Genomic DNA, 26282 nt, shown 5'->3' with positions numbered 1-26282 from the left:
ACACACCCGTAAGAAGTCGCGTCACTAAGGGTTGCGCCCCCATGCAAGGCTGTCATTTATTGTGAGACTTTGGTGCGGGACAGCACCTCGATCATGAACGAGAATATGACAGCATCATTGCCATATATCCGAAACCGAGACGGTGTGTTTCAATATGAACGTCGTATCCCCATCGCCATTCAGCGCGACACGAAGAGATTCCAAGAGACGTTCAAAGGCCAAGCCTTATTCCGCAGGTCATTGCGGACGAAAAAGCGAGACGAAGCCGTTTTGGCATACGGGGCGGTCGACGCACAATTTGAGGCGTTGCTGGGTCGCAAGTGCGGCATTGAGGTGCGTCCAAAGCCGAACCGCGAAGACCCGCGACGTACACTAACGGATCAAGACCTTACCGCCATAGCCGACCGGTACGAAATGCTCACCGCCGGACCGTTCGAACGACTCCACCGAAGAGCGAACGTATGTCCAATCGCGGCGGCCGATCTTGAACGCATGGAAAGCGATCTTGAAATGGACGCTGACCAGATCAGAGACGCGGTAAGAAGCCGTAGTGACGGAAACGACAGCGCCTTCTTACGGCCTGCATCCGAGGCGAATCTGCTGATTGACGAGATTGGCTATTTCGCACCTGCCGGTAGTGAAAATCGCGGCGCGATCATCGGTGCAGTCAGAAGCGGCATGGAACGAGGCTATCGTCGCATTGCTGCACTTTCGACAGGGGACGTAGCGCCTCGTCTTGATGACATTTCGCCATCATCTAGTATAGCAGATACTATAACGCTTGCGGACGCTGTCCGACGGTACATCGAAGTACGAAAGCTTCCGGCCAAGGCCTTGAGCGAAATTAATTTAGCTCTGGGTCAGTTTGAGCAGGTCGTCGGACGCAAGACACTTGCAGCAATTCGTCGTGAAGACGTTTATGACTTTATTGAGTATCTGTCTAATCAGACGGTAGGCGGGAAAACAGCCGGAAGCGTAGTTCGCCCTCTTTCCGAGCAGAGCATAAGAAAGCGTTGTCGGCTACTTGGTTCATCGGTGAATTTTGCCCGCGATAGAGAGATTTTTTCCGGGGAAAACCCCTTCTCTAATATACGATTCGCCGGTCACGTTCGACCAGTCGACAAAGCTATTATGCCAGACAAGCGGCGTTTTCGCATTAGTGAGCTAAACTCGATCTTTGCGCATCCTTGGTTTACAGGCTGCGAGTCAGAAACCAAACCTTACAAACCCGGCAGTCATCGCCTTCGCGGGGAACACTTTTGGGTTCCAATCGTCGCTTTGTTCACCGGCTGCCGAGCGGGTGAGCTAGGTGGGATGAAGTTAAGCGAGGTTCGATTAGATGACCCGCATCCGCACTTTATCGTACGGGACAACGAATACCGCCGCACGAAAAGCCGACGCGCTCGCAGCGTACCTATCTTAGATGCTTTGCTCAACATGGGCTTCGCGGAATATGTGGTCAGCATCAACGATGGCAAAAATGACCGATTATTCCCAAAGTGGACAGCGCCTAAGCGGAAAGGTGCTACAGAAAGCGATGATCCTGCGTGGTCTAATTACGGCGTTGTGCGCGCCTTCAATCGTCACGTCATACCGAAGACGTTAGGCGCCAATATGCTTAGCGGCGCTCGTAGCGACGTTACTTTTCATTCATTCCGAGGATCATTCAAAGCCATGGTCGGTAAGTGGCCAAACGTACCCTCGCTGATCTATGATGAAGTGGTCGGCCACAAGCAAAGCGAGTTAAACGAGCGGTATATAGGCGAGGTAACTATCGAAGAGACTTACCCCGTGATGAGGAATTGTAACTTTCAGGGCCTAAATCTACCTGTTGCGCCCCCTTTACCAAATTAGATAAGCGTGAACTTTAACGCAGTTTGGTCTTTTACTCACCAAAACGCCTGAATTGCAACTGCCGCCCTGTGAGGATCGCCGTTCTACATGCGCATCTGCGACAAACCAGCCGCACCAACCGGTGGGTTGACCGCTTTCAAGATAGGTGGCTAACAAATATGACAAAGAATTTTGTTAAGTAGGCGCGTCATAAGCATTCTACTTAACATTAGCTTTAAGCAAATTCATAAATATAGCTTATAGTTTCTTAAACAAATGTGTTCCTAATCAATTCACTAGCTGTTGCCGCCCCATATTTTCCTGTCATCTAGCATGGCTCCGCCGGCAATCCCGCCGGTTTTTTGGAGCCAATATGCAACTTGTAATAAACCCACCCATCCCGTCACTGACCCTTGTAGCGGCAACGGACCACAGCCCGCTTGACCGGGATCAACCCACCGCCCGCATGTACTTAACGTCACGCCCAAGAAGCGCTGCGGCGAAAGCGTTTATCGCCACGCTCGCAGCCTCGATGATCGAGTCAAAGATACCCTGCACCACCCCCAATTCAGAGTATCACCTTGCTCTAGGTGCTATGGTTGCGGAACTCCTAAGGGCGGCATCGTACGCTCCACCCCGCGCTTGCTTCCGGCCTCTGAAAACCGAAAGCTTCACTGGTGGTGCCGTGGGCTATCGCCCCTTTAAGCAGGCGTTGGCCGATATGCGCAGCCACGGCTTTGCCAAGCTTGAAAAGGGCTATTCCGAGTGGGGAACCCGCGAAGGTACGGTAACGCGCATTCTATTCACGCCAAGGCTTACCCACCAACTGGCGGCATCGGGGATCACAGTCGCCAACCGTTTCCACCATTTCGATTATCAACGGGCTATGGAAGACATTCCGCCGATCCAACTACGGGCAACCACCGCTAAGGAATGGCCCCGCGTGTTCCGAGGTAGGAAGATGAGGGTCGACTACGCCTGCCCCACGGTCACAGCCCACGCAGACCAAATTCGGTCAATCAACGCCTATTTAGGCAAGCAATCTGTTATCGACCATGAAGGCGTGACACTGGACATAGCCCTGCGCCGTATCTTCAATCTCGGCGATCAGTCAGGTCATGGATATAATAAAGGCGGCCGGGCCTATGAGTCATATCAAAGCATTAAAAGAAAATACCGCGAACATATTACGATCAACGGCCACAGGACGATTGAGGTAGATATATCAGCCTGCTTCCTTACGCTTCTACATTTCCTTCTCGGCCACCCCTTCTGCGCTACGGTTGATCCCTATGCTGGCCCCGACCTGCCCCGCGATATCATCAAGGCTTGGGTCAACCTTACTATTGGTCACTCCAATTATCATAAGCGATGGCCGAAAGAGACGATTAGTAAGCTTGAAGAGAAGGGGTACGTAGACGTACCAAAAAGGTATCCGATGACGGCCGTAAGGAAAGCGTGCCTACCTCACTTTCCGATTGTTTCGGAATGGGTAGAAAGTTCATACTCATGGGCCGACTTGTTCAGGGCAGAAAGCCAGATCATGCTAGACGCTACACAACGTTTGGCAGAGGTTCATAACATACCAGCGCTGCCAATGCATGATGCCTTAAGGGTGTCGGTTCAGGACTCGTCAATGACCGTTGATGTTATTAAAGATGAATTTCTAAAGCATACCGGCATTCAGGCGATTGTTGATAATCCTAATTAGATTATGACTTGATGATTACCAGCAAAAAGATAATGTAAAATATCTATATATCCTCTCTCTTCACCCCCCCCCCCATCCACTCTCTCTCATACGGGAAACAAGCAGGATGGAAGGGGGTTGAAGAACCTATGAGGCAGGTTCGCCATCAATTTAAGAATGGTGGTTGGTCGCCGCCTCTGCTTTAGAGGCAAGCGACGCGTTTTAAAACATGCTTACTGGCAAACCACTCCCCCATTTAGCTGAAAACGAGCCAGGAAGGCCCCTTGAGCAGGAAAAGAGGCCAAGGGCTACTGGGATAGCCTAGAAAGCGGAAGACGCTCTACGGGGCCTCTAAGGGCGTTTAAAGCCTAACGCCGTTTAGCCTTCATGAGCGCCACTGCCGTCAATCCACACAACAGCGCAGCAACCGTCAGCCCACCAACGGCTAACCAAAGCGCAGCATCATCATTAAGGCCCCAGCCGCCCACCAGCCGACACCGAAGCGGGTGTGGCAGCTACGTGGGTAGCCCGACACGCCCAAGGCCCTGTACGAGGCTTAAATAAGCCTTGCGCCAGCCTACTGACGCCCGGACTTGATCAAAGCGGTTATTCCAACTCCACAGATCAGCACGGCAACCGCCAACCCCAAACCTGCGGACCAGATCGCAGCGTCCAACCCGCCGATGTAGCCGCCTACAGCAAGCCCGATTAGTGGAAGGACAATAAGCGATAGGCATCCGATTGCGATCATAGGGATCAGCCTACCTAGGCAGTATCCTCACACATAGGTTTTTTGCCGTCTTGGCTGACGATGCACCGGTAACTCCGGATCGGTTCTAATCTAGGACTTCGCAGTCGCTTAACCCCGCATCGGACGATGTATGAGGCGGAAGGCTTTAAGGTTGTAGAGCTTGCGCATAAGCCTAAAGTGCAAGCTCGAAACGTTAGCTTCATTGGCAAAGGTTGGAAATTAGATGCTTACGCTGCTGCTGATGATCGCAACGGTTGATGTACGCCAAGATGGCCCCGCTATAACCCTAGAGCAAGCTAAGGCTATGACACCGGCAGAACTGGGTGATGCTTTGCTTGCGCCTAATCATCCGCCAATCGTCGAAGCTAGCGTTGGCCCCATAGGAATGATGCCGCCACCCCCACCAGAAAGCCCGATCCAAAGCGAAATAAGGCTATATACAGCGGCTCAACCTTCCAGCGAAAAAGGCTTCTGCGAGAAGATACAGGCAACCGTATTATTAGACCCAGTGACACGGATCAACGGCACTCTGCCACCGGCGCAAGCGGCTCGACTCACAAATACAAAGCTTTACCGTTGGGCTACAAATGGCACCACCTCTGCGAGCTGCGAAGGTAAACACTACGAATTCTTCGAAGCACAGGCTGATAATGCGCAGCGCGGCTTCGAGGTTATCCGTTTCCTTGTCGCCCTACAGCAAAAGCACGGCGCAGGTGCGACACTTAGCATCGATGATGAGTACGCTCGATCTAATCGAGCTTACCTCTCAAGGCGTCCGTCAGACCACGCCAACTTTCCTAAAGAAGCAACCACTTCCATCACGAATGGCCGCGCCGCGCTCGCTCAATTCCCAATAACGAGTATAAGCCGGATCGACGCGTACAGCGAAAGTTGGCCAAGTGACCTTTTGAAGTGGAAGGATTTGGCAGAGGTCAATGGCGCTAAGCCAGAGGCGGTTAGATTGTTCGCAGGCGGCCTTTGGAGTGCCGGCATCGTGCTATCTAGCGATAAAATCAAAACCGTACGCTTCGTCAGGGAGATTCCACCCCCATTTTAGCCCGTGGTCCTGCTCTGCGCTAAATAACGCTATCCATTCTGATCTTCCGGTCCGACTAAATCCGTAGGGGCATCCATAATGGCATTGTCGATAGGACACTCGGAGCAACGTCATAAGCACTTACGCTGGCGTCGGCTTTTGCCACTAGTGGCTATGGCCCTGCTCGCGCTTATCGGGGTGCGGGTTTGGTCAGCCCAATCCTTTACGACCGGTCCAATGCCGCCGCCTATTAAGGTGGTGAGCAAGCTTCCAGTCACGCTTCCAGACGGGCAGCAAGCCCCGTTGGGTCAACTAATTCGTCCGGGATTGCCGACCGTCATTTCGCTGTGGGCAAGCTGGTGCGGCCCCTGCCAGCTTGAAGCACCCGACATAGTCGAATTGCGGCGCCATTTCGGCCCCGACAAAATAAACCTTGTCTACCTCAATGTCCGTGAAGATGGCGCTCCCCCAGCGGACCTAGCTCGCTTTCTGCGGTCAATCGGGATGCCGCCACACGATTACGTGTCGATGGGTTATGCCGACTTACCACGCCTTACGAACGATACTCGCAATCTGATTCCGCGCACCTTCGTCTTCGATAAAGCAGGAACGCCGATAGCGATGATAGTTGGCTACAAGCCAATGGCGCTTGCACGGATACCGGGGCTGCTGTCGGACTAGACCAGCGCTCGATGAACCAGCGCCCCGTCCATTGGTTATCCGCTCCCCAGTAGGAGTAAGCCATGAAACGCAGCTTGATCGCCATCGCCGCCTTGTCGTTGACCGTAGGCACGTCCGCAATGGCACAGACCGTGCGCGAGACAAAGGTGGACCACGATACCAAGGTTCATAATGGCGTCGCCACGACGACCACGAAGGTCACCGAGTCTAGCAAGCGGAAGACCCATCGCCCGAAGAAGATTCTAGGGGTAAAGGTAGGCCATAAGACAGTGAAGCGTAAGATCGTCAGGGAAACGTCTGTAAGCTCTGACGGTGATCGCAAGACGGTAGTTAAAACGTCCCATTGATCTTCTCCCGCTGGCGTTTTGGTAAGACGCCAGCGCATCGCTTAACGATCTAGCCAACGGCAAACGCCGGCACCACCACCAAGGCCTAGCAGCCCTTTGGCAGGGCCAAAAGCGCCGAAGTCAGTCCCTTCCACGGCCTTCCATGCTTTGCCGTTGGTGAAGAGGATCGTGTACGGCTGATAACCCGAATAGCCGCCCATGGCGTTCGTCTCGTTCACGTCGATAGATGCCGCGTACCCGTACCATTCCTTACCTGACAGGTCGCCTTTGCAGTGAGCCTGATGAATGCCCGACGACCTTTCAATAATCACGCCGGAGTACGACACGTTCTTCCAGCACTTGCTCATAGCGCTGCCTAAATCGCTCTTGTTCGTCCCCGCGCAACGGGCTTCGATCGATCGAGAACGTCCGCCCTCTGATTACGTCCAGCATACGCAGTTCGCCTAGCTGGACCGTTGGTATTGCACGTCCCAAAAGCCAAAGACCCCATCGTGCTGCCTCGTCCGACAGCGCAGGTGTGGGAGCAAAGTATGGGTAGACAAAATGCTCTATGTCCTGTCCATCGCGAACCGATAGAATGCTGTCTACTTTTACCGTCGCTGCAAGGCCAGGGAAGCGGAAACTCGTTTTCAACGACTGCCCCGGCCTAAATGGCTCGTTGGTCCAACGGCGACGCTCATTCCACCAAAGAAGAAATCCATCCCGCAACAAAGGGTAGAGGTTTGCACGCCCCCCGTTTGCGGCCACTCGTTCCTCGACACAGGTATGAAGATCGGCCGTGCCAAACACATGGGATTTAGCATCGAACCAGAATGGAGCGTAAAAGTCTCCACCGCCCGCGGTTTCCCCCGCTTCTTTGGCTATTTCCTCCCTAATATCGCCACGGAGGGCTGTTCGCCTCGGTGCTTGATCCAAGAAGAGTATCTTCAAAAGCTTGCGCAGGTGAATGTTATCAAGGGCCATGGCCACCTCCATTATGGAGGGTGGCACAAGTCAGAATTTTTTCAAGCCTACGCTCTTATTCGGATTTCACGCAGTAGCGCTTCACGGTCGCCGCAGAGACTCCAAATTGCGCAGCGGTCCTCGCGATGCTTGCTCCATTATCGCGACGCCATGCAAGAACCTCACTGCGATCATGGGCGACTGGACGACCAAGGCTAACCTTACCCCTGTGAGTCTTGCCGGTGAGTGCCAACGCCGCTTTAGCAGCGGCACGTCCGGCATCGCACCTTTCCCTAATTCGCTGCCGTTCCATTTCCGCAACCTGCGCCAGAACCGCAACGATCAACTCACCAACGCCTTTGGCAATCGGGCCGAGGCCGCGAACGTCTACCGTTACGCCTTTGTCGATCAATCGGCGGATGGTCGTCTGAATATCAAGAGCATCCCGACCTAGGCGGTCGATTGCATATATGCAGACTGTATCGCCTTCACGAACGTAACCTAGCAACGCTGCAAAGCCGGGACGATCGGCAGCTAGCACCGCGCCGGACACGCCTTCGTCCGTGAACTCTTTGGTGAAGGTCCCACCTAGAGCCTGACGTTGTGACTCGACGCTCTGGTCCGCGGTCGAACAGCGATAGTATGCAATGCGGGACATAGAGGCTCCGAGTCGCTCAAAAGATATTCTCTATTTACGCACCAGGTGCATAAATGTGGAGTTATATCTTTTGAGCCTATGGTGCAATTTATATTGCGGGTGGCTCATCAGTTACAACTTACGTATCTCGGCTAGCCGACTTCTGGCCTCACAAGGGATCGCGTCAGCCGCTCCCCTTCAAAAAAGCAGTGCGCTCGGAATTGGTCGCGAACACCGAAGCTATTTTGCGCTGTGAAACTGGTCGCGAAATGTGCCTTTCGTTCCCCCAAGTTATCGAAGGCGTCGCCGCTTACAAATTCGATGGACAACGGGTGGGTTGTACGCGTTTCCACTGCACGACGACAAAGAAGCATCGCTTGTGCCTGATCTAGTGGAGTCGGGGCTTCCGCATTAGCAGCAGCTTGAATGGCCCGTACGTCGATACGCACCACATGCGCCTTCGGGCCTTTCGTCGCGCAGGTAAGCTGAAAAACGGGGCTCGCCTTACTGTAAAGGTCTTTATCGACGGCTAGCGCATGCGGGGCTAGCGAAATACAGTTTGTATCGGAACGGAGGACCCCATTCGCAGCGGCGACTATTAGGCGTCGATAAGGTCGAGCCTCCGGCACGGCTTTCCAATCGAAATCACGTCGCCGTAGCTCGACGCTTTTTGCCGATCCGGTTAAGTTTCCACCGCTTCCGCTCTCGCCGGCGTTCGAGCACGCCGCCAATGTAACGGCTGTAGCAATGAAGATTAGCGCCTTTCTGCTCATTTATGCCCCCAAATCAGTTGGAGGCAAACCCGGCGGCGAGCCGGGTGTTAGGAACCCGGAGAAACCCCACAGGCGCATGTGCCTTTACCGTCGCCGGCTGGACATACGCACATGCCACCCGGCCACTTAGACGTGACCGGCTGGTTTCTCTCGGAGGTTCCTACGCCTCACAGCCCGGATTATGCCGGACGGCAAAGCGTAAATGCCAAGCTGTAACACGAAGCGCAACAGTAAGTGTGATTTCCTGGCACTGCGCGGGCGAACAGCGTGCAAGTGTCAGAATCGGCATAGTGGGTACGTCCAATTACGAGCGAAGATAAGTAGAGCCGTTAGCGATAGAGGCTTGCCTTCCTCTCTAAGCCCCTCATAACGAGGGCAAATCGCCTGGGGGAGAACCCATGAATAGCTGGCTTACCGATGGAGCAGGAATTTTGAAGTCGAGCAACGACCCGAATGAGGTTTTTACGCCGAGATCACACGACATTAATCAGCGAACGTACGTAGAGCGTCGTGGGCTGGAACATCGCTTACTCGATGCGTTAGGCGGGCGTAAGTACATCATTATCCATGGGGAAAGCGGAAACGGTAAAACGTGGCTATTTAAGAAAGTTCTTAGTCAGGCAGGATTGTCTTTTCAGACGGTAAATTTAGCGAATGCGAATACGGTGGGCAGCTTGGAAGGCGCGTTTGAGCAGAAGCTCGGGGAAATCGGCCACCAGCAACTCTTAAGTAAAAAAACCGAAATTGAGGGCGGCGCTCGACCATTTAACGTCGGCATCGCAATGAAAGAGACTACAGAATATAAAAATTGGAGTCCAAGCGCGTTCTCTCGACTTCTCGCCGAAATATCGCATACGAATGGCGGCAAGAAAGGCGTTCTCGTTTTAGATAACTTTGAACAAGTTGTTGAAAACGAAAAACTAGTCAAAGAGGTTGCAAATTTAATAATATCTGCCGATGAAGAATCAATTGCCGTGCACAACGTTAAGGTTCTTATCGTCGGGACACCAAATAATATTCGGCACATGATTTCAAGAGTTAGTAATGCCTATACAATTTCAAACAGACTTATAGAGATACCAGAGGTTGCCAGATTGGAGCCGAATGAGGCATTTGCGATCATGGCACAGGGGTTCGAAAGGCATCTGCGTTATACATTTACCGTCAACAAAAACGAGTTATACAAAGACATTTGCTGGAAAACCGACCGTATCGCGCAAGAAATACAAGAACTTTGTTTGAAAATTGCCCTGGAAGCGCGACGAAATTCAGGGACGATTTCTAAAGAGGTTGTGGCCGCTGCGGAAGAAGCGTGGGCGCACGAATCACTTTCTGCTGACCTAGGCACAATTGAATTATTAATGAATTCGAGAGATACAAAGGTTGGAAGGAAAAATCAGGTTTTGTACTGCCTCGGGACTTATAAAAAAGAAGACTTTAAATATATTGACATAGAGAGATCGGTGAGAGAGCGATTCGATGTCGAAGATGCCATCAACCTTAATATCCCCCAAATTTTGGCTAGCTTTACTAAAACCGAGAACCCCCTTCTCCGAAGGCATCCGTCGGGTGAGGGCTACCGTTTCGTATCTCCGAAACTTAAAATGATTATTAGAGCTAGATTTAAGTTAGACGAAGAAAATCGCGTTATAAAGTTATTTTAGAGTTATTCAAAATAAATTAAAAATGTTGTCTCGCAAGCTGATTAGCTGTCTTCCCTATCCTAATTTGGTATGCTTATTTAAGGTATTCTCTCAGAGTCGATAAGGAAATCAGCGAGCGGTTCCTATGCGCCATTCGGTGGCAGTTGGCGCATAGGGTAGCGAGGTCGGCTAGCTTCGTCTTAGTTCCGGGTTTGAGCGTATGTACCGGCTTGGTGTGGTGTACCTCGATGTACCCGGCACCTAGCTTTCCATACGTGGCCTCGAAGTCGAATCCGCATACCTCGCACGTCAACGATCCCGCTGCCGCCGCTGCCTTACGCTTCTCTTTCACCAGCTTCGGATCGCGCTCATAGCGCTTGTGAAGGCGCATGATGACGCCGCCCTCTTCACCTTCGTAAGGCTCTGCCGGTGGTAGCTTTGCTAGTACCGCCTCATCAGCCCCCAGGACGGCCTGTCTGATCGCATCTGCATCTGTAGCAAGATCAGCTAGCCGACCGTCGTATTCGGCCCACAGCACGCCTTCAAGGCGGTTTCCGCGCTGCATACCGACTTTGCCTTGCTCTAGGTACGTCGAATCGGACGAGCGGAAGTTCATCACCTTAAGGTAGACGCCATTACGATTTCGAAGCGTGTCGCTGTCGCTGCCGCCGTTTAGCCGATGCATCTTGTTCAAGACGGACGACAGCGCTTCTAACGCGGCATCATCCTTCGCGGTCGGATTCCCGCCTGTCTTGACGTAGAGGTCGAGCGCCAAGGTCAGCTCGTCTCTTGACCATACCGGGTTGCGCGGCTGCTTTTCCATCCGTGGACAGTACCTCGCCACCGATCACCATGCGACAGGCTCGTTTGAGCCGTGGACCCGTCCATCGGAAATGCGAGATAAAACTGTGAGATTTTGCTGCTGGTCACCACGCTAAGTCATTGAAATCCTTAACGTGGTGACCCCTACGGGAATCGAACCCGTGCTTCAGCCGTGAAAGGGCCGCGTCCTAACCGCTAGACGAAGGGGCCAGCGGGGGTGCTGCTAGAAGAGGGTCGGCGATCGGTCAAGGGGTTGCAGCGATCAATTTGCCCAAGCGGCGTCTTCGAGGTGCATTTCCGCCGCCGGGCGGCTGCCCCAATCGTCGATCTTGGCGCGGCCGGCGAGCCACAGGCGGCGGTGCGGCGCGGCGGCGAGCAGCGCCTGCCCCAGGGCGGTGTCGGCGGCGCGGAACGCCACCGCCTTGAAGCTGCGGCCATCGTCGCCCGCCACCACCGCGCGGACATGGCCGTTGCCGACGACATCGGCCTTGATGATCCGCACCGGCCCGGCGGCGATGCGCGGCGCCGGCCAGCCCATGCCGTACGGCCCGCCGACGTCGAGCGATTCGACCAGCAGCGGGTTGATCCCGCCCGGCGCGAGTACCGCGTCGACGAGCAGCGCACGGCTCTCCATCGCGCTGTCGACGGTGGCGGCGAGCCGCGCTTCGAGGAAGTCGGCGAAGGCGGCGATGCCGTCGGCGGGGATCGTCAGCCCCGCCGCCATCGCGTGGCCGCCGCCGGCAACGAGCAGCCCGTGCTCCTTCGCCGCGAGCACCGCCGCGCCGAGATCGACCCCGGCGATCGACCGGCCCGATCCCTTGCCGAGCCCGTCCTCGCCGATCGCGATGACGATCGCCGGGCGGCCGAGCTTCTCCTTGAGGCGACCGGCGACGATGCCGATCACGCCGGGGTGCCAGCCCTCGCCCGCGACGACGACGACGCGGCGGTCGCCGGTCGCGCCGAGCTCGGCGGCCTGCTGCACGCCCGCCTCGATCAGCCGGCGCTCCTCGTTGAGCCGGTCGAGCTCGACGGCGATCTGCCGCGCCTCGTCGGGATCGCGCGTGGTGAGCAGCCGGACGCCGAGGTCGGCACGGCCGACGCGGCCGCCGGCGTTGATCCGCGGGCCGAGCGCGAAGCCCAGGTCACTGCACGTCGGCGCACGGGTCAGCCGCGCCGCCTCGATCAGCGCGGCGAGGCCGGGGTTGCGGCGCTGCGCCAGCACCTTGAGCCCCTGCGCGACGAAGGCGCGGTTGAGCCCGCGCAGCTGCGCGACGTCGGCGACGGTGCCGAGCGCGACGAGATCGAGATGGTGGAGCAGGTTGGGCTTGGCCCGGCTGGCGAAGAACCCGCGCGCATCGAGCACGCGCAGCAGCGCGGCGGCGAGTAGGAAGCAGACGCCGACCGCGGCGAGATGGCCGTGCGCCGCGCCCTCCGCCTCGTCGAGGCGGTTGGGATTGACCAGCGCATGCGCGAGCGGCAGCGCGGCGGCGCATTTGTGGTGATCGACGACGACGACGTCGACCGGATGCGCATGCGCCATCGCCAGCGCGTCGAACGCCTGCGCGCCGCAATCGACGGTGACGATCAGCGACGCCCCCTCACCCGCCAGCCGCACCAGGGCATCGCCCGATGGGCCATAGCCTTCGAGCAGCCGGTCGGGGATATAGGGCCGCGCCTCGAGCCCGAGCTCGCGCAGCACGAGGATCATCAGCGCCGCCGAGGTGGCGCCGTCGACGTCATAATCGCCGAACACCGCGACGCTCTCCCCCGCCTGCACCGCATCGGCGAGCCGCGCCGCGGCGCGGTCCATGTCGCGGAACACCGACGGATCGGGCATGAAGGCGCGGATCGAGGGGCTGCGGTGATCGTCGAGCGTCTCGCGCTCGGCGCCGCGGGCGAGCAGCAGCTGGGTGACGAGATCGTCCGCACCAAAGCCATCGCGCGCATCGGCGGCGAGGCTGCGCCAATGCCAGGGCTGGCCGAGAATCGAATGGGATACGCCGAGAACGGGGGTCATGGATGGGGCAAAGGTTCCGGTAGGGCGCGGCACGGCGCGACGGTCTGCCGTCCTTAAAGCAAGATGCGCCGAGGAGGAAACGCTTTGCCGGTCAGCGGCTCATCGCGGTGTCACGGCCGATCCGCGTCGCGTTCAGAAAACCACAGGAACCACAGCAACCCGAGCGCCGCGGCGGCACCGATCGCGCGCATCAGCGGCGCCTCCCCCGCCCCCGCGCCGCTGAACCGTGCCGAGGCATAGCCGATCGCCAGCATGAAGCCGCCGAAACGGGCCGGACGCAAGGGGGCCAGCCACCGGGTCGCGGCGTAGCCGATCAAACCGACGCAGGCCGTCGATGCGAATGCGGTGAGCAGATCGGCGAGCAAGGTCGTCCCCTCCATCTATCGTCCCGGCGCCGGAACCGCCGTTCCCGTCTCACCCTTCGACACCGGCCCGCTCCCGGCCTATATCAGCGCCAATGGCCGATTCCTTTGATCTGGGCGAACCACCGGCGGCGGCGACGCCCTATCGCGTGCTGGCGCGCAAATACCGTCCGCAGACCTTCCGCGAGCTGATCGGCCAGGACGCGATGGTTACCACGCTCGGCAATGCGATCAAGCGCGACCGGCTGGCGCATGCGTTCCTGATGACCGGGGTGCGCGGCGTCGGCAAGACGTCGACCGCGCGGCTGATTGCCAAGGCGCTCAACTGCATCGGCCCGGACGGCCAGGGCGGTCCGACGATCGATCCGTGCGGCGTCTGCGAGCCGTGCCGCGCGATCGCCGAGGGGCGTCACATCGACGTGATCGAGATGGACGCCGCCAGCCATACCGGCGTCGACGACGTGCGCGAGATCATCGATGCGGCGCGCTATGCTGCGGTGTCGGCACGCTACAAGATCTATATCGTCGACGAAGTCCACATGCTGTCGAAGAATGCGTTCAACGCGTTGCTGAAGACGCTGGAGGAGCCGCCGGCGCACGTCAAATTCCTGTTCGCCACCACCGAGGTGAACAAGGTGCCGATCACCGTGCTGTCGCGCTGCCAGCGGTTCGACCTGCGGCGCATCTCGGCCGAGCAGCTCGCCCAGCATTTCGCCTTCGTCTGCCGCGAGGAAGGCGTCGAGGCCGAGCCCGAGGCGCTGATGCTGATCGCACGCGCCGCGGAAGGTTCGGCGCGCGACGGCCTGTCGATCCTCGACCAGGGAATCGCGCATGCCGGGCTGGAGGGCGGCGGCGTCACCGCCGATGCGGTGCGCCAGATGCTCGGCCTGTCCGATCGCGGCGCGGTGCGCGACCTGCTCGCGCTGGTGCTCGCCGGCGATTCGGCGGGGGCGCTCGCCAGCCTGCGCCGGCAATATGATTATGGTGTCGATCCGCAGGCGGTGCTGCGCGCGCTGCTCGAATCGGTGCACGGCATCACGCTGACCAAGGTCGGCACTGCCGACGATCCCGCCCAGCCCGCCGAGGAGCGCGCGGCGCGGCACGAATGGGCGGCGGCCCTGTCCTTCCCGGCGCTGCACCGATTGTGGCAATTGTTCCTGAAGGGGCATGACGAGGTCGCCAAGGCGGCGCTGCCGATCGAGGCGGCGGAGATGGCGCTGCTGCGCGCGATCCATGCCGCGAGCCTGCCCGATCCCGGCGAACTGGCGAAGCAGATCGCCAGCGGCAAGCTCGGCGCGATCGGCGCACCCGCTGCCGCGTCCGGCGCGCCGGCGCCCGCCGCCGCCGCCGCCCCCGTGGCCGAACGTCCGGCGGTGCCCGCGGACTTCCCCGGCCTCGTCACCCTGCTCGAGGACAAGGGCCATTTCGCGGTCGCGGCGCAACTCAGCCACGGCGCGCGCGTCGTCCGCTATGCGGCGCCCGAGCTGATCCTCAGCGGGTCGCGGCCGATGTCCGCCGATACGCTGCGCGACGTCGCCGATGCGCTCAAGTCCGCGACCGGACAGGTGTGGAAGATCGCCTTGGAGGATGCGCCCGGCGCGCCTACCTTGCGCGAGCAGGCCAAGGCGGACGACGAGGCGAAGCGGCTGGCGATCCTCGACACGCCGCTGGTCAGGGCGGCCTTCGCCGCCTTCCCCGAGGCGGAACTCGAATCCTGGCCCGGCAAACGGAGTATGGCATGAAGAATATCGACGAAATCCTCGCCATGGCGCAGAACGTCCAGAACGAGCTGCAGAAGGCACAGGACCAGCTCGACACGATCGAGGTCGAGGGTGTCTCGGGCGGCGGCCTGGTCAAGGTCAAGGCGAGCGCCAAGGGCCGGATCATCACCATCGCGATCGACGATTCGCTGATCGAGGTGTCGGAAAAGCAGATGCTCGAGGACCTGCTCGCCGCGGCGTTCAACGATGCGCGCGCCAAGGCGGATGCGGTGTCGGGCCAGGAAATGTCGAAGATGACGAGCGGCCTGCCGTTGCCGCCGGGGTTCAAGCTGCCGTTCTGAGGGTCTTAGCTCCACTGGAATTTGTCATCCCCGCGCAGGCGGGGATGACCACCGGGGCAGGACGACAAGACAGACGCGATACAGAGGTAAGACGCTGCCCCGGACCGACCTCCCCTACCGCAGACAGCTGTCCAGCCCGCTCCGCCGCACCACGCCGACATAGCGCGACAGGGCGTTGCCGTGGCGGCGGACGAAGCCGTGCGGGTCGATCGCCGCGCGTTTCTTGGGCAGCGGCAGCACCGCGGCGATCCGCCCCGCCTCGGTCGGGGTCAGGTGCGAAGCGTCGTGGTGGAAATAGCGCATCGCCCCGGCATTGACGCCATAGGTGCCGATCCCCGTCTCGGCGACGTTGAGATAGACCTCCATGATCCGGCGTTTGCCCCACAGGGTCTCGATCAGGACGGTGAAATAGGCCTCGAACGCCTTGCGGACATAGCCGCCGCCCTGGAACAGGAAGACGTTCTTGGCGGTCTGCTGGCTGATCGTGGAGCCGCCGCGCAGCCGGTTGCCCTGCGCATTGCTATAGGCGGCGTGCGCGATCCCCTGCCAGTCGAAGCCGTGATGCGAGCAGAAACGCGCATCCTCGCCGGCGATCGCGGCGCGGGCCATGTCGGGGTCCATCTTGGACAGCGGCATCCAGTCCTTGGTGACGCTGCGCCCGCCGAGCAGATCGCCCGCCATCGTCCAGGTGAAGGGCACCGGCACGAAACGATAGATGCCGACCCACAGCAGGCTGATCGCGACGAAGACCAGACCGGCCTTGAACAGGAGGCGGAGGACGAAGAGCATCGCCGCTCCTTACCGGCGCGGCGCGGGCTCCAGCAAGGGGAGGATCGCGTCGGCGGCGGCGATGCCGGTCTGATAGGCGCCGTGCGCGGTCGAGAAGTCGGTGGCGGAACAGGCCTCGCCCGCGAAGAACAGGCGATCGTCGACCGGCGCGGCGAGGATCGCGCGCGCCCCCGCCTGCCCGACCCGCGCGTGGCTGTAGCTGCCGTGGATATACGACTCGCCGCGCCAGTGCGTCGCGGTGAGCGGGGTCAGCCGGCGCCGCCAGTCGGAGCCGAGCAGCGCGACCAGCTCGCGAATCGCGAAGTCGGTCGCGGCGCGGGTGTCGGCCATCGCCTCGGCGCAGGCGCCGCCGAAGAAGCTTTCGATGATCGGCAGGCCGAAGGGCGACAGCCGGTGACTGGCGGTGCAGCTGCGATGCGGATCGCCGATCAGATGCGCCTGTGCCGGCCATTCGGGTCGGTCGACCGCGAGAAACACCTTGTCGGCGAGACCGAGCGGCAGCGCCGCCGCCGCCGCCTGCTTGTCGGGCAAGGGCGGGTCGAAGCGGATCGCGGCATAAGCGCTCGTCGGGATGGCGAGGATGACACGGTCGGCCTCGATCGTCCCCGCGGGCGTGTCGAGCCGGATCGTCCGGCCGCGGTGGTCGATCCGCGTCACCGGCGTATCGAGCCGCACCGGCACCGCGCCGGCGTGTCCGACGATCAGCGTGCCATAGCCGGCGGGAAGCGCCCAATTGTCGTCGGTGGCGGCATCCTCGTAAGCCGCCCAATCGTGCAGCGAGACACGGTCGAGCGGCGCGCCATTGGCATAGCCCGAGATCGCATCGATCATCGGCCGCCACGGATCGTCCGGCGCGACGAAATCGGACAAGGGCCGGTCGGGGCCGGCGAGCGCGGCATGCGCAGCCTCGTCCCAGCGCTGATAGGCGGCGCGGAAGGCGCGTTGCTCGTCGGGCGGATAGCCGAGGTCGCGCCATTGCTCACCCCAATGGGGGGAGCTGCGATCGATCGCGGCGCCGCTGCGCTCGGCGATCGCGGTCCACGGATTGCGGCCGGCGGAATGGAGCCAGCCACAGCCGAGATCGATGGCGGGTTGACCTTCGGCCCGATCCGGCGCGCGCGAAGACAGTCTCTCACCACCGGTTAGCGTCTCCACCGCGACGCTGCGCGCGCGGCCGCCGAGTCGGCTGCCTGCTTCGACCAGCAGCACCTCGGCGCCTGCATCGTGCAGCCGCCGGGCCGCGGCGATCCCGGCCGCACCGCCGCCGATGACGACGGTGCGCATCGGGTCAGGCCGCGGCGAGCAGACGCTTTTCGCCGGCGATGCGCATCATCGCCTTCTGGAGCTTCTCGAACGCGCGCACCTCGATCTGCCGCACGCGTTCGCGCGATACGCCATAGACCTGCGACAGCTCTTCCAGCGTCTTGGGATCGTCGGTCAGCCGCCGCTCGGTGAGGATATGCTTCTCGCGATCGTTGAGATCGTCCATCGCCGACACGAGCATGCCGTGGCGGACGTCCGCCTCCTGCGCCTCGGCGACAACGGTATCCTGCAACGGCGCGTCGTCCTGCAGCCAATCCTGCCACTGGCCCTCGCCATCCTCGCGCATCGAGACGTTGAGCGAGGTGTCGCCGCCCATCGCCATGCGCCGGTTCATCGACACGACATCGGCTTCCGCGACGCCGAGGTCGGTGGCGATCTTGGTGATATGCTCGGGTTTGAGGTCGCCGTCCTCGAACGCGTCGAGCTTCGACTTCATCCGCCGCAGATTAAAGAACAGCTTCTTCTGCGCGGCGGTGGTGCCCATCTTCACCAGGCTCCACGAGCGCAGGATATATTCCTGGATCGAGGCACGGATCCACCACATCGCATAAGTGGCGAGGCGGAAGCCGCGATCGGGCTCGAACTTCTTGACGCCCTGCATCAGGCCGATGTTGCCTTCCGAGATCAGCTCCGAGGTCGGCAGACCATAGCCGCGATAGCCCATCGCGATCTTCGCGACGAGGCGCAGATGGCTGGTGACGAGCTGCGCCGCCGCATCGGTATCGCCATGCTCCTGGAACCGTTTGGCGAGCATGAACTCCTGCTCGGGCGCGAGGATCGGGAATTTCTTGATCTCGGCCAGGTAGCGGTTGAGGCTCTGCTCCCCGCCAAGGGCAGGAATCGTCGCGGGGACGTTGCTGCGGGCTGCCATGATCTGATCTCCCTTTCTTTCGGAGGCGATTCGCCCCGCCCTGTCTCCTTTGGGGCGGCGGCGAACCGGCTCGAACCTATACGTGAAGCTCGGTGAACAGTTCCTGCATGTCTGCAGGCATCTGGCTATCGAACGCCAAAGCGGTGCTTTTCACCGGATGGATGAACCCGAGATGGGCGGCGTGCAAGGCCTGGCGCCGGAAACCAAGGGTTTCGAGCAGCGCCTTTTGAACACCCTTTGTTCTACCATAGACCGGGTCGCCGAGCAAGGCGTGGCCGAGCGAGGCCATATGGACGCGCACCTGGTGTGTCCGCCCCGTCTCCAGCCGGCATTCGACCAGCGCCGCATCGCGCAGCACCTGCATCGTGCGGAAATGCGTCACCGCGCGCTTGCCGCCGGGGACGATCGCGATCTTCTTGCGATTGGCCGCGGAGCGCGCGAGCGGCGCGTCGACCTTGCCCTCCGCCGGACGCGGCACGCCGCCGACGATCGCGCGATAGCGGCGATCGATGCTGTGATCGTGGAACTGCCGCGCCAGCCCCTCATGCGCACGATCGGTCTTGGCGGCGACCATCAGGCCGGAGGTGTCCTTGTCGATGCGGTGGACGATCCCCGGCCGCGCGACGCCACCGATTCCCGACAGCGATCCCTGGCAATGGTGGAGCAGCGCGTTGACCAGGGTGCCGTCGAGATTGCCCGCGGCGGGATGCACCACCAGCCCGGCGGGCTTGTCGATGACGATGAGATGCTCGTCCTCATAGGCGACGACGAGCGGGATATCCTGCGCCTCGTTATGCGGCAGGCTCGGCACGGGCACCGCGACCGCAAGCCGGTCGCCCGCCGCGGCGCGCTTGGCGGGATCGCGCACCATCAGGCCCGCGCGCGTCACCGCGCCGCTGGCGATCAGCACTTTCAGCCGTTCGCGCGACAACGTCGGCACCGCATCGGCCAGCGCCCGATCGAGCCGCCAGCCGTCCGCCGCCGGCGCGATCACTGCTTCAATGATGGAAACCCCCCGGTCCATTACCTAGGGATGTGGGTAGCATGACCGCAATTGCAAGCGACCTGATCGACCGCATCCGCTGCGAAGCCGCCGCCTGTCCCGACGCGGAGGTCTGCGGCCTGCTGTTCGGCGACGATGCGGCGATCACCGCGATCCGGCCGTGCCGCAACGTCGCCGCCGATCCGGCGCGCTGGTTCGAGATCGATCCGGCCGCCTTGCTCGCCGCGCATCGCGCCGCGCGCGGCGGCGGACCGCGCCTGATCGGCCATTATCATTCGCACCCGAGCGGCATCGCGCGTCCCTCGCCGCGCGATGCCGCGAGCGCGCCGCCCGACGGTGCGCTGTGGCTGATCGTCGCCGGCGGGACGGTGCGCGGCTGGCGCGCTGTCGCCGACGGACCGGTCGAGGGGCGGTTCGCGCCGGTGCCGCTGCGCATCGCCTGACGGCCGCCCTTGCGCGCGCGACTCGGCTCGGCCACACACGCAGCGTTCATCCAGGGGAAGCTCATGTCCGTCAGTCCGGTCGATTTCGCCAGTCTGCTCTGTTCGCGGCTGTGCCACGACCTGCTCTCGCCGGTCGGCGCGCTCAACAACGGACTGGAATTGCTCACCGACGAAACCGACGAGGAGATGCGCGCGCGCGTCTTCCAGTTGCTCGCCGAATCCGCCCGCGCCTCGGCGAACAAGCTCAAGTTCTTCCGCCTCGCGTTCGGCGGGGCGGGCGGCTTCGGCGACCGCGTCGATTCGCGCGAGGCGAAGACGGCGATCGAAGGCCTGCTGATCGACAACAAGCGCACCACCTTCAACTGGTGGGTCGAGTCGGACCAATTGCCCAAGACGGCGCTCAAGGTGATGCTCAACCTCGCGCTGCTCGCCAGCGAGGCGCTGGTGCGCGGCGGCACGCTCGACGTCGGCGGCGAGGAGAATAACGGCCAGCTCGAGATCGTCGTCAAGATCGAGGGGCCGCGCATCATCCTCGCGCCCGACCTGCGGCTCGCGCTCGATCATGGCGAAGGGCCGGAGGGCGTCACACCGCGCACCGCCGCCGCCTATATGGTGCACAGCCTGGTCGCGCAGGCGGGCGGCACGTTGCAGATCAGCGAGCCGACCGAGACGATCATGATCTTCGGCGCGGTATTTCGCGGCTGATCCCGCCGCGACTTGCCCTGTCCGGGTGGAGGGGACTAACCGGGCGGCCTGCACTTTCCGGAGCTCCGATCCATGAAGACCCGCGCCGCCGTCGCCTTCGCCGCCAAACAGCCGCTCGAGATCGTCGAGCTCGACCTCGAAGGACCGAAGGCCGGCGAGGTGCTGGTCGAGATCATGGCGACCGGCATCTGCCATACCGACGCCTATACGCTCGACGGCCTCGACAGCGAGGGCCTGTTCCCGAGCGTGCTAGGCCATGAGGGCGCGGGCATCGTCCGCGAGGTCGGCGCGGGGGTGACCAGCGTCGCGGTCGGCGATCACGTCATCCCGCTCTACACGCCCGAATGCCGCCAGTGTAAGTCGTGCCTCAGCCAGAAGACCAATCTGTGCACCGCCATCCGCGCGACGCAGGGCAAGGGGCTGATGCCCGACGGCACCACCCGGTTCAGCTACAAGGGCCAGCCGATCTTCCACTACATGGGCTGCTCGACCTTCTCCAACTTCACCGTGCTGCCCGAGATCGCGGTCGCCAAGATCCGCCCCGACGCGCCGTTCGACACCAGCTGCTACGTCGGCTGCGGCGTCACCACCGGTGTCGGCGCGGTGGTCAACACCGCCAAGGTGCAGCCGGGCGACACCGTCGTCGTCTTCGGCCTCGGCGGCATCGGCCTCAACGTCATCCAGGGGGCGAAGCTCGCCGGCGCGAAGATGATCGTCGGCGTCGACATCAATCCGGATCGCGAGGATTGGGGCCGCCGCTTCGGCATGACCCATTTCGCCAATCCGCGCGATGCCTCTTCGGTACCGGGGGGCGACATCGTCGCGCATATCGTCCAGCTGACCGACGGCGGCGCCGACTATAGCTTCGATGCCACCGGCAACACCGATGTGATGCGCCAGGCGCTCGAATGCTGCCACCGCGGCTGGGGCACGTCGATCATCATCGGCGTCGCCGAGGCGGGCAAGGAGATCAGCACCCGCCCGTTCCAGCTCGTCACCGGGCGCAACTGGCGCGGCACCGCGTTCGGCGGCGCGCGCGGCCGCACCGACACGCCCAAGATCGTCGACTGGTATATGGACGGGATGATCCAGATCGACCCGATGATCACCCACCGCCTGACGCTCGACGAGATCAACAAGGGGTTCGACCTGATGCACGCCGGCGAGAGCATCCGCAGCGTGGTGATCTACTGACGGCGCACGATTCCCCCTGGATTCCTGCAACAATCCTCCGACCGCCCCGGCGGAGGCCGGGGCCCAGATGGGGGACGCGGAGTGAGTGACTACCAGGGTCCACCCGACTGGACCCCGGCCTGCGCCGGGGTGGTAGCTAGGGAGATACGGAATGGTATTCTCAACCATCCCGATGACGGCTGGATCGCTGAAACAGCGACCCGCTTTACCTTCGACCAAGCGTAGCATCGAACACACATGAAGGAGCCTCCCATGTTCTCCCACGTCATGCTCGGCACCGATGACATGGCCGCCTCGCGCGCCTTCTACGATGCGACGCTGGGCGCGCTCGGCATCGGACCGGGGGTCAGCGATGCCAAGGGCCGCACGGCCTATATGCACGCTGGCGGCCGGCTGCTGCTGAGCGTGCCGATCAACGGCGAGCCCGCCAGCCACGCCAATGGCGGCACAATCGGCTTCGCCGCCGCCTCGCCCGCGGCGGTCGATGCGTGGCATGCCGCCGGACTCGCGCATGGCGGCACCGCGATCGAGGACCCGCCCGGCCCGCGCCAGTCGCCGTTCGGCCAGCTCTATCTCGCCTATCTGCGCGATCCCGCCGGCAACAAGCTGTGCGCCGCGCACCGTATGGCGGCCTGAGCGATGGCGATCGAGACCGTCGCCACCGCGCGGGCGTTCGGCGGCACGCAGGGCGTCTATCGCCATGCCTCCGACGCGACCGGCACGCCGATGACCTTCTCGGTCTATGTCCCGCCGCATGTGCCGGGACAGACGCTGCCGGTAATCTGGTATCTGTCGGGGCTGACCTGCACGCACGCCAATGTCACCGACAAGGGCGAATATCGCCGCGCCTGCGCCGAGCTCGGGCTGATCTTCGTCGCGCCCGACACCTCGCCGCGCGGTGACGGCGTCGCCGACGATCCCGCCTATGACTTCGGCCAGGGCGCCGGCTTCTACGTCGATGCGACCGAGGCGCCCTGGGCGGCGCATTTCCGCATGTGGTCCTACGTCACCGAGGAATTGCCCGCGCTGATTGCCGCGCATTTCCCGGCCGACATGGCGCGCCAGTCGATCATGGGCCATTCGATGGGCGGTCATGGCGCGCTGACCATCGGGCTGATGCTGGCGGAGCGGTTCCGCGCCGTCTCCGCCTTCGCACCGATCGTCGCGCCGAGCCGGGTGCCGTGGGGCGAGAAGGCGCTCGGCGGCTATCTCGGCGCGGACCGCGCGGGGTGGCGCCGGCACGATGCGGTGGCGCTGATCGAGGACGGCGCGCGCGTGCCCGCGCTGCTCGTCGACCAGGGCGAGGCCGACCAGTTCCTCGCCGAGCAGCTACGCCCGCAGTTGCTCGCCGAGGCGTGTGACGCCGCGGGGATCGAGCTGACGCTGCGGATGCAGCCGGGCTATGACCACAGTTACTATTTCATTGCGACGTTCATGGCGGACCATCTCGCCTGGCATGCCGCGCGGCTGGGGTAGCGGGTTACGGGTACGCTAGCGATGGTCACCCCATCACCTCCGCTTGTAGAACGCCGCTGCTGATCGGGGGCTTCCGCCTGCCCGCCCGTATTCCCGCGCAGGCGGGAATCCAGTGGCCCAGCAGAACGACGGCTTGCAGCACAGAAACACTGGGCTCTCGCCTGCGCGGGAGCACTCTAGTCTGACAGGATCACGCGACGCTCAGCGGATGAACGCACGTGATCACCTCTTCACTTGGCCAGCATCTTCTCCGCGCTGGTCTTCACGAAGTCGGCGATCGGGCCGGACATCATCGCCAGCATCATCGGCACCCTGACCGTGCCGCGGACGTCGGCGTCGCCGACCGTCATGTCGACCGCGACCTTCTGCCCCATCGCGACGATCGCCAGCGCCAGCGTGTCCGGCCCCGTCCAGTCGGCATCCACCGTGCCGCCGCCGGGGATATGCCGGGCGAGCTTGGGCAGCCCCGCCGCGATCCGCCGCCGCGCCTCGTCGCGGCCGAGGTCGTGCGCTATGTCGAAGGGGATCGCGGCCATCATCGTCTCCGGAAAGGAACAGGCGGCGCCCCTGCCCGCGCCCGGCGTGCGCCGTCAACCATCAGCGATGGTGACGAAACCGCCGCGCCCCGCTAAGGCGCGCCGCATGACCGAGATCACGCCCCAGATCGTCGCCGACCACGGCCTGTCCCCGGAAGAATATGAGCGCGTCCTCCACGCGCTGGGCCGCGAGCCCAATCTGGTCGAGCTCGGCATCTTTTCGGTGATGTGGTCCGAGCATTGCAGCTACAAGTCGAGCCGCATCCACCTCAAGAAGCTGCCGACCGAAGGGCCGCAGGTGATCTGCGGTCCGGGCGAGAATGCCGGCGTGATCGACATCGGCGACAATCAGGCGGCGATCTTCAAGATGGAGAGCCACAACCACCCGTCGTACATCGAACCCTATCAGGGTGCGGCGACCGGGGTCGGCGGCATCCTGCGCGACGTGTTCACGATGGGCGCACGGCCGGTCGCCAACATGAACGCGCTGCGCTTCGGATCGCCGACCCATCCCAAGATGCGCCACCTGATCAGCGGCGTCGTCCATGGCATCGGTGGCTACGGCAATTGCGTCGGCGTGCCGACGGTGGGCGGCGAGGTCAATTTCCACCCCGCCTATGACGGCAACATCCTGGTCAACGCGATGACGGTCGGGATCGCCGATCAGGACAAGATCTTCTATTCCGCGGCGAGCGGCATCGGCAATCCGATCGTCTACGTCGGGTCCAAGACCGGGCGCGACGGCATCCACGGCGCGACGATGGCGTCGGCCGATTTCGGCGAGGATGCCGATGCCAAGCGTCCGACCGTGCAGGTTGGCGATCCATTCACCGAGAAGCTGCTGATCGAGGCCTGCCTCGAACTGATGGCGACCGACGTGATCGTCGCGATCCAGGACATGGGCGCCGCCGGCCTCACCTCGTCGAGCGTCGAGATGGCGTCGAAGGGCGGCGTCGGCATCGAGCTGGTGATGGACGACGTGCCGCAGCGCGAAACCGGCATGACGCCCTATGAAATGATGCTCTCCGAATCGCAGGAGCGCATGCTGATGGTGCTCAAGCCCGGTCGCGAGGCCGAGGCCGAGGCGATCTTCCGCAAATGGGAGCTCGATTTCGCGGTGATCGGCCGTGTCACCGACACCGGCCGCATGGTGCTGACCTTCAAGGGCGAGACCGTCTGCGACATCCCGCTCGGCCCGCTCGCCGACGAGGCACCGCTGTACGACCGGCCGCACGTGCCGACGCCGCCGCCGGCGCCGCTCGCCAACGTGCCCGAGAGCCGCGACATCGCCGCCGACCTGCTGACGCTGATGGGCTCGCCCGACATCGCCAGCCGTCGCTGGATCTGGGAGCAATATGACCACATGGTCGGTGCCGATACGGTGCAGGCGCCCGGCGGCGACGCCGCGGTGGTCCGCGTCCACGGCACCGACAAGGCGCTGGCGATCACCACCGATTGCACGCCGCGCTATTGTTTCGCCGATCCGGTCGAGGGCGGCAAGCAGGCGGTCGCCGAGGCGTGGCGCAATATCACCGCGGTCGGCGGCACGCCGCTCGCCATCACCAACTGCCTCAACTTCGCCAATCCGCAGCGGCCCGAGATCATGGGCCAGATCGTCGGCTGCCTCGACGGCATGGCGCAGGCGTGCCGCGCGCTCGACTTCCCGATCGTCAGCGGCAACGTCTCGCTCTACAACGAATCGAAGGCGACCGGCGGCGGCAGCGCGATCCTGCCGACCCCGGCGATCGGCGGCGTCGGGCTGCTCAAGGACTGGACCCGGAATGCGACGATCGCCTTCAAGGGCACCGGCGACATCATCCTCGCGGTCGGCACGCGGCGCGGCCATCTCGGCCAGTCGCTCTTCCTGCGCGAATGCCATGGCCGCGAGGACGGCCCGCCGCCGCCGGTCGATCTCGCCGCCGAGCGCAAGACCGGCGACCTGATCCGCGCCGCGATCACCGCCGGACAGCTCTCCGCAGTGCACGACGTGTCGGACGGCGGCATCGCGGTGACGCTCGCCGAAATGGCGCTCGCCGGCAATGTCGGCGCGATGATCGACCGCAAGCAGCCGTTCGACTGTGCGCGCGCCTTCTTCGCGGAGGACCAGGGCGTCTATGTCGTCACCGTCCACGATGCGGCGCTGCTCGACTTCCTCGGCGCGGCGCATGCCGCCGGGGTCGAGGCCGAGCCGCTCGGGCGCACCGGCGGCAAGCGGCTGATCTTCGAACGGCCCGATCGTGACGACGTGGTGACGCTGGAGGCGCTGCGCAGCGCGCACGAGGGCTTCTTCCCGGCGCTGATGGGGGTGGACGGCGCGCTCGCCTGACCGGCAGCGGCGGGCCGGGT

General features: G+C 62.2%; 25 protein-coding genes and 1 tRNA gene. 14 read left to right on the top strand and 12 right to left on the bottom strand.

Features of this window, described 5'->3' with window-relative positions:
* Positions 1–93 precede the first annotated feature (93 nt).
* The 5 genes from PBN85_RS05535 (at position 94) to PBN85_RS05515 (ending at position 6338) form a co-directional block, all read left to right on the top strand.
* A complete protein-coding gene (locus tag PBN85_RS05535; RefSeq protein WP_271300396.1) occupies positions 94–1854 on the top strand; it encodes a hypothetical protein in 1761 nt (586 codons plus the stop codon).
* A gap of 664 nt (positions 1855–2518) precedes the next feature.
* A complete protein-coding gene (locus tag PBN85_RS05530) occupies positions 2519–3544 on the top strand; it encodes a hypothetical protein (protein ID WP_271300395.1) in 1026 nt (341 codons plus the stop codon).
* Between the two features lie 953 nt (positions 3545–4497).
* On the top strand, positions 4498–5331 hold the full coding sequence (locus PBN85_RS05525; protein ID WP_271300394.1) for a hypothetical protein: 834 nt from the start codon (positions 4498–4500) through the stop codon (positions 5329–5331).
* Positions 5332–5568: 237 nt separating this feature from the next.
* Positions 5569–5991, top strand: a complete 423-nt coding sequence (locus PBN85_RS05520) for a TlpA disulfide reductase family protein (RefSeq protein WP_271300393.1) — start codon at positions 5569–5571, stop codon at positions 5989–5991.
* A 62-nt stretch (positions 5992–6053) separates the two neighbouring features.
* The gene (locus tag PBN85_RS05515) at positions 6054–6338 is read left to right on the top strand and encodes a hypothetical protein (RefSeq protein WP_271300392.1); all 285 of its coding nucleotides are present in this window, start codon (positions 6054–6056) and stop codon (positions 6336–6338) included.
* Between the two features lie 41 nt (positions 6339–6379).
* On the opposite strand, the gene PBN85_RS05510 is transcribed toward PBN85_RS05515, so the two are convergent.
* The 3 genes from PBN85_RS05510 to PBN85_RS05500 all read right to left on the bottom strand — a co-directional run bounded on the left by PBN85_RS05510 (position 6380) and on the right by PBN85_RS05500 (position 7938).
* A complete protein-coding gene (locus tag PBN85_RS05510) occupies positions 6380–6556 on the bottom strand; it encodes a hypothetical protein (RefSeq protein ID WP_271300391.1) in 177 nt (58 codons plus the stop codon).
* 82 nt (positions 6557–6638) lie between these two features.
* Complete coding sequence (locus tag PBN85_RS05505) at positions 6639–7301, bottom strand: hypothetical protein (RefSeq protein WP_271300390.1); 663 nt, start codon at positions 7299–7301, stop codon at positions 6639–6641.
* 55 nt (positions 7302–7356) lie between these two features.
* Positions 7357–7938 carry a recombinase family protein gene (locus PBN85_RS05500; protein ID WP_271300389.1) on the bottom strand — a complete coding sequence of 194 codons (582 nt, stop codon included), beginning with the start codon at positions 7936–7938 and terminating at the stop codon, positions 7357–7359.
* Between the two features lie 1150 nt (positions 7939–9088).
* Between PBN85_RS05500 and PBN85_RS05495 the strand changes: the two genes are divergently transcribed.
* Positions 9089–10354, top strand: coding sequence for an AAA family ATPase (locus tag PBN85_RS05495; protein ID WP_271300388.1), 1266 nt, complete (start codon positions 9089–9091; stop codon positions 10352–10354).
* Between the two features lie 73 nt (positions 10355–10427).
* Here PBN85_RS05495 and PBN85_RS05490 read toward each other — a convergent pair whose 3' ends face one another.
* The 4 genes from PBN85_RS05490 to PBN85_RS05475 all read right to left on the bottom strand — a co-directional run bounded on the left by PBN85_RS05490 (position 10428) and on the right by PBN85_RS05475 (position 13537).
* Positions 10428–11156 (bottom strand): HNH endonuclease, encoded by a 729-nt coding sequence (locus PBN85_RS05490; RefSeq protein WP_271300387.1) that lies wholly within the window; start codon positions 11154–11156, stop codon positions 10428–10430.
* Positions 11157–11290: 134 nt separating this feature from the next.
* Positions 11291–11365, bottom strand: a tRNA-Glu gene (locus tag PBN85_RS05485).
* 52 nt (positions 11366–11417) lie between these two features.
* Positions 11418–13172: a single-stranded-DNA-specific exonuclease RecJ gene (gene recJ / locus PBN85_RS05480; protein WP_271300386.1), complete on the bottom strand. Its 1755-nt coding sequence runs from the start codon at positions 13170–13172 to the stop codon at positions 11418–11420.
* A gap of 110 nt (positions 13173–13282) precedes the next feature.
* A complete protein-coding gene (locus PBN85_RS05475) occupies positions 13283–13537 on the bottom strand; it encodes a hypothetical protein (RefSeq protein WP_271300385.1) in 255 nt (84 codons plus the stop codon).
* 92 nt (positions 13538–13629) lie between these two features.
* On the opposite strand from PBN85_RS05475, the gene PBN85_RS05470 reads away from it, so the two are divergent.
* A complete protein-coding gene (locus PBN85_RS05470) occupies positions 13630–15276 on the top strand; it encodes a DNA polymerase III subunit gamma/tau (RefSeq protein ID WP_271300384.1) in 1647 nt (548 codons plus the stop codon).
* Entirely contained in the window at positions 15273–15596 is a 324-nt protein-coding gene (locus tag PBN85_RS05465; RefSeq protein ID WP_037535010.1) for a YbaB/EbfC family nucleoid-associated protein, read from the top strand. The genes PBN85_RS05470 and PBN85_RS05465 overlap by 4 nt, the downstream gene beginning before the upstream one ends.
* Positions 15597–15710: 114 nt before the next feature.
* Here PBN85_RS05465 and mtgA read toward each other — a convergent pair whose 3' ends face one another.
* From mtgA to PBN85_RS05445, 4 genes are all read right to left on the bottom strand, one after another.
* Complete coding sequence (mtgA, locus tag PBN85_RS05460) at positions 15711–16385, bottom strand: monofunctional biosynthetic peptidoglycan transglycosylase (RefSeq protein ID WP_271300383.1); 675 nt, start codon at positions 16383–16385, stop codon at positions 15711–15713.
* A gap of 9 nt (positions 16386–16394) precedes the next feature.
* Positions 16395–17669 (bottom strand): flavin monoamine oxidase family protein, encoded by a 1275-nt coding sequence (locus PBN85_RS05455; RefSeq protein ID WP_271300382.1) that lies wholly within the window; start codon positions 17667–17669, stop codon positions 16395–16397.
* Positions 17670–17673: 4 nt separating this feature from the next.
* The gene (gene rpoH, locus PBN85_RS05450; RefSeq protein WP_037535013.1) at positions 17674–18579 is read right to left on the bottom strand and encodes an RNA polymerase sigma factor RpoH; all 906 of its coding nucleotides are present in this window, start codon (positions 18577–18579) and stop codon (positions 17674–17676) included.
* A gap of 76 nt (positions 18580–18655) precedes the next feature.
* The gene (locus PBN85_RS05445; protein ID WP_271300381.1) at positions 18656–19603 is read right to left on the bottom strand and encodes an RluA family pseudouridine synthase; all 948 of its coding nucleotides are present in this window, start codon (positions 19601–19603) and stop codon (positions 18656–18658) included.
* 20 nt (positions 19604–19623) lie between these two features.
* On the opposite strand from PBN85_RS05445, the gene PBN85_RS05440 reads away from it, so the two are divergent.
* The 5 genes from PBN85_RS05440 (at position 19624) to fghA (ending at position 23400) form a co-directional block, all read left to right on the top strand.
* The gene (locus PBN85_RS05440; protein WP_271300380.1) at positions 19624–20025 is read left to right on the top strand and encodes a M67 family metallopeptidase; all 402 of its coding nucleotides are present in this window, start codon (positions 19624–19626) and stop codon (positions 20023–20025) included.
* Positions 20026–20088: 63 nt separating this feature from the next.
* The gene (locus PBN85_RS05435; protein WP_037535016.1) at positions 20089–20730 is read left to right on the top strand and encodes a histidine phosphotransferase family protein; all 642 of its coding nucleotides are present in this window, start codon (positions 20089–20091) and stop codon (positions 20728–20730) included.
* 72 nt (positions 20731–20802) lie between these two features.
* The gene (locus PBN85_RS05430; RefSeq protein WP_037535017.1) at positions 20803–21924 is read left to right on the top strand and encodes an S-(hydroxymethyl)glutathione dehydrogenase/class III alcohol dehydrogenase; all 1122 of its coding nucleotides are present in this window, start codon (positions 20803–20805) and stop codon (positions 21922–21924) included.
* Between the two features lie 252 nt (positions 21925–22176).
* The gene (locus tag PBN85_RS05425; protein ID WP_271300379.1) at positions 22177–22560 is read left to right on the top strand and encodes a VOC family protein; all 384 of its coding nucleotides are present in this window, start codon (positions 22177–22179) and stop codon (positions 22558–22560) included.
* A 9-nt stretch (positions 22561–22569) separates the two neighbouring features.
* Positions 22570–23400 carry an S-formylglutathione hydrolase gene (gene fghA, locus PBN85_RS05420; RefSeq protein ID WP_271300845.1) on the top strand — a complete coding sequence of 277 codons (831 nt, stop codon included), beginning with the start codon at positions 22570–22572 and terminating at the stop codon, positions 23398–23400.
* A gap of 230 nt (positions 23401–23630) precedes the next feature.
* Here the strand turns inward: fghA and PBN85_RS05415 are convergent, their stop codons facing one another.
* Complete coding sequence (locus PBN85_RS05415) at positions 23631–23936, bottom strand: polyhydroxyalkanoic acid system family protein (protein ID WP_037535019.1); 306 nt, start codon at positions 23934–23936, stop codon at positions 23631–23633.
* Between the two features lie 106 nt (positions 23937–24042).
* Between PBN85_RS05415 and purL the strand changes: the two genes are divergently transcribed.
* Positions 24043–26262, top strand: coding sequence for a phosphoribosylformylglycinamidine synthase subunit PurL (purL, locus tag PBN85_RS05410; protein WP_271300378.1), 2220 nt, complete (start codon positions 24043–24045; stop codon positions 26260–26262).
* The last annotated feature ends 20 nt before the right edge of the window (positions 26263–26282 follow it).

Source organism: Sphingomonas sp. CV7422, assembly GCF_027945725.1.
GTDB lineage: Bacteria > Pseudomonadota > Alphaproteobacteria > Sphingomonadales > Sphingomonadaceae > Sphingomonas > Sphingomonas kyungheensis.
Note: the sequence above shows the minus strand (reverse complement) of the source record. Positions and strands in the feature narration are given on the sequence as shown.

Excerpts from the sequence above, each read along its gene's own strand:
- mtgA (WP_271300383.1), bottom strand. The coding sequence starts at position 16,385 with ATGCTCTTCGTCCTCCGCCTCCTGTTCAAGGCCGGTCTGGTCTTCGTC.
- PBN85_RS05490 (WP_271300387.1), bottom strand. The coding sequence starts at position 11,156 with ATGGAAAAGCAGCCGCGCAACCCGGTATGGTCAAGAGACGAGCTGACC.
- PBN85_RS05500 (WP_271300389.1), bottom strand. The coding sequence starts at position 7,938 with ATGTCCCGCATTGCATACTATCGCTGTTCGACCGCGGACCAGAGCGTC.
- recJ (WP_271300386.1), bottom strand. The coding sequence starts at position 13,172 with ATGACCCCCGTTCTCGGCGTATCCCATTCGATTCTCGGCCAGCCCTGG.
- PBN85_RS05470 (WP_271300384.1), top strand. The coding sequence starts at position 13,630 with ATGGCCGATTCCTTTGATCTGGGCGAACCACCGGCGGCGGCGACGCCC.
- purL (WP_271300378.1), top strand. The coding sequence starts at position 24,043 with ATGACCGAGATCACGCCCCAGATCGTCGCCGACCACGGCCTGTCCCCG.
- PBN85_RS05415 (WP_037535019.1), bottom strand. The coding sequence starts at position 23,936 with ATGGCCGCGATCCCCTTCGACATAGCGCACGACCTCGGCCGCGACGAG.
- PBN85_RS05535 (WP_271300396.1), top strand. The coding sequence starts at position 94 with ATGAACGAGAATATGACAGCATCATTGCCATATATCCGAAACCGAGAC.
- PBN85_RS05515 (WP_271300392.1), top strand. The coding sequence starts at position 6,054 with ATGAAACGCAGCTTGATCGCCATCGCCGCCTTGTCGTTGACCGTAGGC.
- PBN85_RS05440 (WP_271300380.1), top strand. The coding sequence starts at position 19,624 with ATGACCGCAATTGCAAGCGACCTGATCGACCGCATCCGCTGCGAAGCC.
- PBN85_RS05445 (WP_271300381.1), bottom strand. The coding sequence starts at position 19,603 with ATGGACCGGGGGGTTTCCATCATTGAAGCAGTGATCGCGCCGGCGGCG.
- PBN85_RS05495 (WP_271300388.1), top strand. The coding sequence starts at position 9,089 with ATGAATAGCTGGCTTACCGATGGAGCAGGAATTTTGAAGTCGAGCAAC.
- rpoH (WP_037535013.1), bottom strand. The coding sequence starts at position 18,579 with ATGGCAGCCCGCAGCAACGTCCCCGCGACGATTCCTGCCCTTGGCGGG.
- PBN85_RS05455 (WP_271300382.1), bottom strand. The coding sequence starts at position 17,669 with ATGCGCACCGTCGTCATCGGCGGCGGTGCGGCCGGGATCGCCGCGGCC.
- PBN85_RS05430 (WP_037535017.1), top strand. The coding sequence starts at position 20,803 with ATGAAGACCCGCGCCGCCGTCGCCTTCGCCGCCAAACAGCCGCTCGAG.
- PBN85_RS05505 (WP_271300390.1), bottom strand. The coding sequence starts at position 7,301 with ATGGCCCTTGATAACATTCACCTGCGCAAGCTTTTGAAGATACTCTTC.
- PBN85_RS05435 (WP_037535016.1), top strand. The coding sequence starts at position 20,089 with ATGTCCGTCAGTCCGGTCGATTTCGCCAGTCTGCTCTGTTCGCGGCTG.
- PBN85_RS05525 (WP_271300394.1), top strand. The coding sequence starts at position 4,498 with ATGCTTACGCTGCTGCTGATGATCGCAACGGTTGATGTACGCCAAGAT.
- PBN85_RS05465 (WP_037535010.1), top strand. The coding sequence starts at position 15,273 with ATGAAGAATATCGACGAAATCCTCGCCATGGCGCAGAACGTCCAGAAC.
- PBN85_RS05425 (WP_271300379.1), top strand. The coding sequence starts at position 22,177 with ATGTTCTCCCACGTCATGCTCGGCACCGATGACATGGCCGCCTCGCGC.